This window comes from Pseudomonadales bacterium, assembly GCA_013215025.1.
Taxonomy (GTDB): Bacteria; Pseudomonadota; Gammaproteobacteria; order Pseudomonadales; family DT-91; genus DT-91.
In genome coordinates, this window is the sequence record JABSRR010000189.1 from 1 (window position 1) to 5,194 (window position 5,194).

A 5,194-nucleotide genomic window follows, 5' to 3' on the forward strand; every position below is an offset into this window, starting at 1 on the left:
GAAGTGCCGTTAGTCTTAATTGCCCATAATGCAGGACGATATTGGCCATCGGGTAAGTTTTTTAAATATCCAGGTACGATTCAGCTGCATATTTCAAGCCCTATACCGACATCAGGCGCTGACCCTAAAGCCTTGCTGATGGACGCTCAACAATGGATAGAGTCTGAAGTCGCCAGCATGGCCTAGCGACTAACAGTAATCGCGATGATTGACGAAGGCTTTGTTGTTCAAGCACAAAGTGTCGATATACATGATGCTAAAAGCGAAGGTCTTCGATCGCGTATTATTTTATGGCTGCGCTGTAAGGACGGCGTTAGTTGTCTGCATATTGATGGCGAGCAGCCGACTTTTTTTATCCGCGAACAGGATAAAATACAGTTCTCATTTGTGCTGAGAAATTTCTCAGACCAGCTTAATTATCAGCAAGTAGCGTTGCAAAGCTTTGAGCAATATCCGATGGTGGCGGTTTATTGCCAGAACCTGAGCGTAATGAGCGAAGTTAAAAAAATCCTAGCCAGGGTTAATTTAACCACTTATGAAGATGATTTTCGTCTGCATGAACGCTATCTAATGGAACGATTCTGTTATGGCTCGCTAGCATTTACTGCAGCAAGCAAGCAGCAACTCTCACACTACCGGCAATATAATGATGCACGCATTAAGCCAAGTAGTTTTAAGCCGCAATTAAAAACTCTGTCCTTGGATATTGAATGTTCGATTCATGGTGAGCTGTATTCAGTGGGCTTGTCGGCTGCTGAGTATCAGACTGTAATTATGATTGGCGCGCCAGAAGCTGATTCGGCAGCTTATCTTGTTTGGGTTGATGACGAGACAGCATTGCTGCAGACCTTGGTTGCACATATTCAGCGCTTCGACCCAGATGTCATTATAGGCTGGAATGTGATCAACTTTGATTTCCGTATTCTGATGCAGCGCGCAAAGCAACTACATATGCAGTTACATTTAGGTCGTGATGGTTCTGCAGCAAGTTGGCGAGATAGCCGTATTGATGCAAATGATGGCTTTATAACGATTGCAGGCCGAAAAGTAGTTGATGGTATAGATGCACTAAAAGCCGAAACCTATAGTTTCGCAAGTTTTAGTTTAGATCATGTCGCGCAACAGCTACTTCAGCAGGGTAAAAACTGTGAAAATTTGGATAATCGTGCTGAGGAGATTAGCGATAACTTCAAACATAATAAAGCGGCCTTAGCTGCCTATAATTTACAAGATTGTGTTCTAGTAGAAAAAATATTTAACAAAACAAAAGTATTAGAATTTTTAATTTTTCGAAGTCAACTTACAGGTCTGCCGTTAGATAAGCGAGGCGGCTCAGTGGCGGCATTTACCAATTTATATTTGCCAAAATTACACCGAGCTGGATATGTCGCGCCAAATCTCCCAAAAGCTGGCGGTTTAGCCAGCCCCGGTGGTTACGTGATGGAGTCGCGCCCTGGGCTTTATAAAAACGTCATTGTACTCGATTTTAAAAGCCTATATCCCTCGATTATTCGCACCTTTAAAATAGACCCCTTAGGCCTGATAACAGGGCTGCATGCGAATGATGCTGCGCAGTTAATTCCTGGTTTTGACGGTGCCGTATTTTCGCGCGAGCAGCATTTCTTACCAGCGTTTATTCAACAACTTTGGCAGCAACGCGATATCGCTAAACAAGCAGGCGATAAGGCAAAATCTAATGCAATAAAAATACTGATGAACTCCTTTTATGGTGTGCTAGGTTCAGGCGGCTGCCGCTTTTATGATCCTCGCTTGGCTAGTTCTATTACTCGGCGTGGCCATGAAATTATGCAGCAGACCGCAGACTGGATTAAAGCCATGGATTATCAAGTGATTTATGGTGATACCGATTCGTTATTTGTACTTTTGGATGAAAGCTGTTCAGCAGATCAATGCCAGGCAATTGCTGCGGCTATATGTAGTGAAATAAATCAAAGCTGGCACTATAAATTACGTCAGGAGTTTGATTTAAGCTGCTACTTAGAACTTGAATTTGAAACTTACTATAGCCGATTTCTGATGCCAACCATTCGCGGTTTAACGACAGGCAGTAAAAAGCGCTACGCTGGCTTAGCAGTAAATGGTAAGCAACAGCACATGGTGTTTAAAGGATTAGAGACCGTGCGCACCGATTGGACAGCACTATCGAAACAGTTTCAAATGCAGCTATTCGACGATGTATTTCATGATAAAGACCCTAGTGACTATATACGTGAGACAGTCTTCGCAACCATCAATGGGCAGTTTGATTCACTATTGGCTTATCGCAAGCGATTGCGACGACCGCTGCATGAATATCAAAAAAATATACCGCCACATGTGCGTGCGGCAATTAACGCAGATCAGCAAAATGCAGAATTAGCAAAGCCCTTACGCTATCAACATAAGGGTTGGATTGAATATGTCATTACAGTGAATGGGCCGGAAGCATTGGAATATCTTAGATCCGATATTGATTATGAACACTATGTGATCAAGCAACTGAAGCCGATTGCTGACGCGGTGCTGCCATTTATTGGGCTCTCGTTTGATAGGCTATTCAAACAGCAAATGAACTTGTTTGAATAGCTCATACTATTACAGCTACAGTTTTTTATGTCGCGCTGATGCTGGTACTAAGGCAGCTGCATCGCCAAAGCGTTCACGTCGATCAGCTTCATAATCTGAGTAGTTGCCTTCCATAAATAAAATCTTACCCTCGTCTTCGTAAGCCATAATATGGGTTGCAACACGATCTAGAAACCAGCGATCGTGCGAAATAATCATCATTGTGCCTGGGAATGCCAGTACAGCTTCCTCTAGCGCGCGTAATGTCTCAACATCTAAATCGTTAGTTGGCTCATCTAAGAGAATAACGTTGGCACCCTGCTTTAATACTTTGGCAAGATGTAATCGGTTACGCTCGCCGCCAGAGAGATCTTTGACAAACTTTTGCTGGTCGGAACCTTTAAAATTAAAGCGTCCGATATAGTTTCTTGAGCCTACTTCATAACTGCCGATTTTTAAAACATCATGACCATCAGAAATTTCTTCCCATACCGTCTTGCTGTTATCGAGGTGTTCGTCTCTCGCTTGCTCAACAAAAGACAACTTCACCGTGTCGCCTAAACGAATATTGCCGCTGTCGGCTTGCTCGGCCCCTGCAATCATTCGGAACATGGTTGACTTACCCATGCCGTTGCCGCCCACAATGCCAACAATCGCACCTTTAGGGATGTTTGCACTGAAGTCATCAATGAGTTTGCGCTGGTCAAAACTTTTGCTGACATTATTAATTTCAATCACTAGATCGCCTAAGCGATCACCCGGTGGAATATATATCTCATTAGTTTCGTTGCGCGATTGGAATTCTTGTGAGCTTAGCTCGTCATAGCGAGCCAGTCTGGCTTTTGATTTACTTTGTCTGCCCTTAGCATTTGAGCGAACCCAATCTAACTCATCTTTCATGGCTTTTACATGTGCGGCTTCAGCTTTTTGTTCCATTTCTAGACGCTGTTCTTTAGCTTCAAGCCAGTGTGAGTAATTACCTTGGTACGGATAGCCATGTCCGCGGTCAAGTTCTAAAATCCACTCTGCAGCATTATCTAAGAAATAACGATCGTGGGTGATGGCTACCACAGTGCCTGGAAACTCACATAGGAAATGTTCCAGCCATGCGACTGAGATGGCATCTAGATGGTTAGTTGGCTCATCAAGAAGTAGCATATCAGGTTTGGATAGCAATAAGCGGCAAAGCGCTACGCGTCGTCTCTCGCCGCCGGAAAGCTTCTCAACGTCAGCATCCCATGCCGGCAGCTGCAGTGCGTCAGCCGCTTTTTCAAGCTGAGTATCGAGATTGTGTCCGTCCCAGGCTGCAATCACGTCTTCAAATTGCGCCTGTTGTTTGGCTAGGGCATCAAAGTCGGCATCTTCTTTGGCATAATCTGCGTAAACCTGATCAAGCCCCTCTAAGGCGTTGACTAATTCTTGCATGCCTTCAAGTACGTTGCCGCGCACGTCTTTAGCTGGGTTGAGGCTGGGTTCTTGCTCAAGGTAACCCACATTAATATCCGGCATAGGTCTGGCTTCGCCATCATATTCTTGATCTACGCCTGCCATAATTCTTAACAGCGAAGATTTGCCCGCACCGTTTAATCCCAACACGCCAATTTTTGCTCCGGGAAAAAACGATAGCGAAATATCTTTCAAAATCTGACGCTTAGGGGGAACAATTTTACTGACGCGATTCATGGTATAAACATACTGTGCCATGGCGATCTCCGGTTCGATAGAGGACGTTAAAAATGTGATGGGAGGTTAGCCAAAAGCTTAGCGATTATCAATCTTATTGACTACTTTTATAGTACTGCGCGTCATTAAATATTCAGGCGTGATGCACATATGGCAATGTCATTTGCCGCCATACTTATTTCAGGTCAGCTCAATGAATGAAAATGACTTATATGCCGATGCTTATTATTATGCTGCGGTTGCACAATGGACCTTAGACATCGACCAGCTGCAAGGGCTGTTTAAAGATTCGGCTATTAGCTGCATGGATGATTTAGCCGAGGCATTTCAAAAGCCGGTATTTATTCATAAGCTGCGTTTTTCAATGCAGCTGGTTTCGGCCAATAAACAAGCGATAGATTTATTTGAATATGCCGATCAAGAAGAGCTAGGCAAGCATCTAGCCTGGCATTTTCCTGAGCATGTATTGATGGATATCGCAGCGTTTTTGTTGCCGCATGCAAGCACAGAGCAGCGAGAGATTATTTTTACCGATCATCATCGATCCTCAGTTGAGGATTTGTGGCTTTGTTTATCCTGCTTTTCAGTTAACAGCAAGCTTTGCCTATTATGCAGTGCTGCCTCAAGTCGCAGTGTGCTGCGCGCATTAAAACAAACCAAGCACAGTCGTGCTTACCAGCAAGAAAGAGCGCTATCAGCCAAAGCCTTTGAGATTATTGCTGATGCGCTTTATATCACCGATAAGGCTGGCGAGGTGATTCAAGTTAACCAGGCATTTTGCGATATCTCCGGTTATGCGCGAACCGAAGTGCTGGGTATTAAGCCTTCAGAGTTTAAGTCGGGTTGGCATGCGGGCTACTTCGCAGAGCATATTGAGCCGCAGCTGCAGGAAGCGGGTGTTTGGTTTGGTGAGATTATGGCTCGGCGCAAAAACGGCGAGGCCTTT

Annotated in this window: 4 protein-coding genes; 3 read left to right on the forward strand and 1 reads right to left on the reverse strand. The window is 44.4% G+C overall.

Translation table 11 applies throughout. From position 1 onward, the window contains the following. The coding region (locus HRU21_11375; GenBank protein NRA42889.1) for a 1-acyl-sn-glycerol-3-phosphate acyltransferase at positions 1 to 186 on the forward strand (186 nt) is incomplete at its 5' end. A gap of 18 nt (positions 187 to 204) precedes the next feature. Beyond that, on the forward strand, positions 205 to 2,586 hold the full coding sequence (locus tag HRU21_11380) for a DNA polymerase II (protein ID NRA42890.1): 2,382 nt from the start codon (positions 205 to 207) through the stop codon (positions 2,584 to 2,586). A 15-nt stretch (positions 2,587 to 2,601) separates the two neighbouring features. On the opposite strand, the gene ettA is transcribed toward HRU21_11380, so the two are convergent. Next, positions 2,602 to 4,269: an energy-dependent translational throttle protein EttA gene (gene ettA, locus HRU21_11385; GenBank protein NRA42891.1), complete on the reverse strand. Its 1,668-nt coding sequence runs from the start codon at positions 4,267 to 4,269 to the stop codon at positions 2,602 to 2,604. A gap of 172 nt (positions 4,270 to 4,441) precedes the next feature. Between ettA and HRU21_11390 the strand changes: the two genes are divergently transcribed. Beyond that, positions 4,442 to 5,194: PAS domain-containing protein (locus HRU21_11390; protein ID NRA42892.1), on the forward strand; the 753-nt coding region annotated here is incomplete at its 3' end.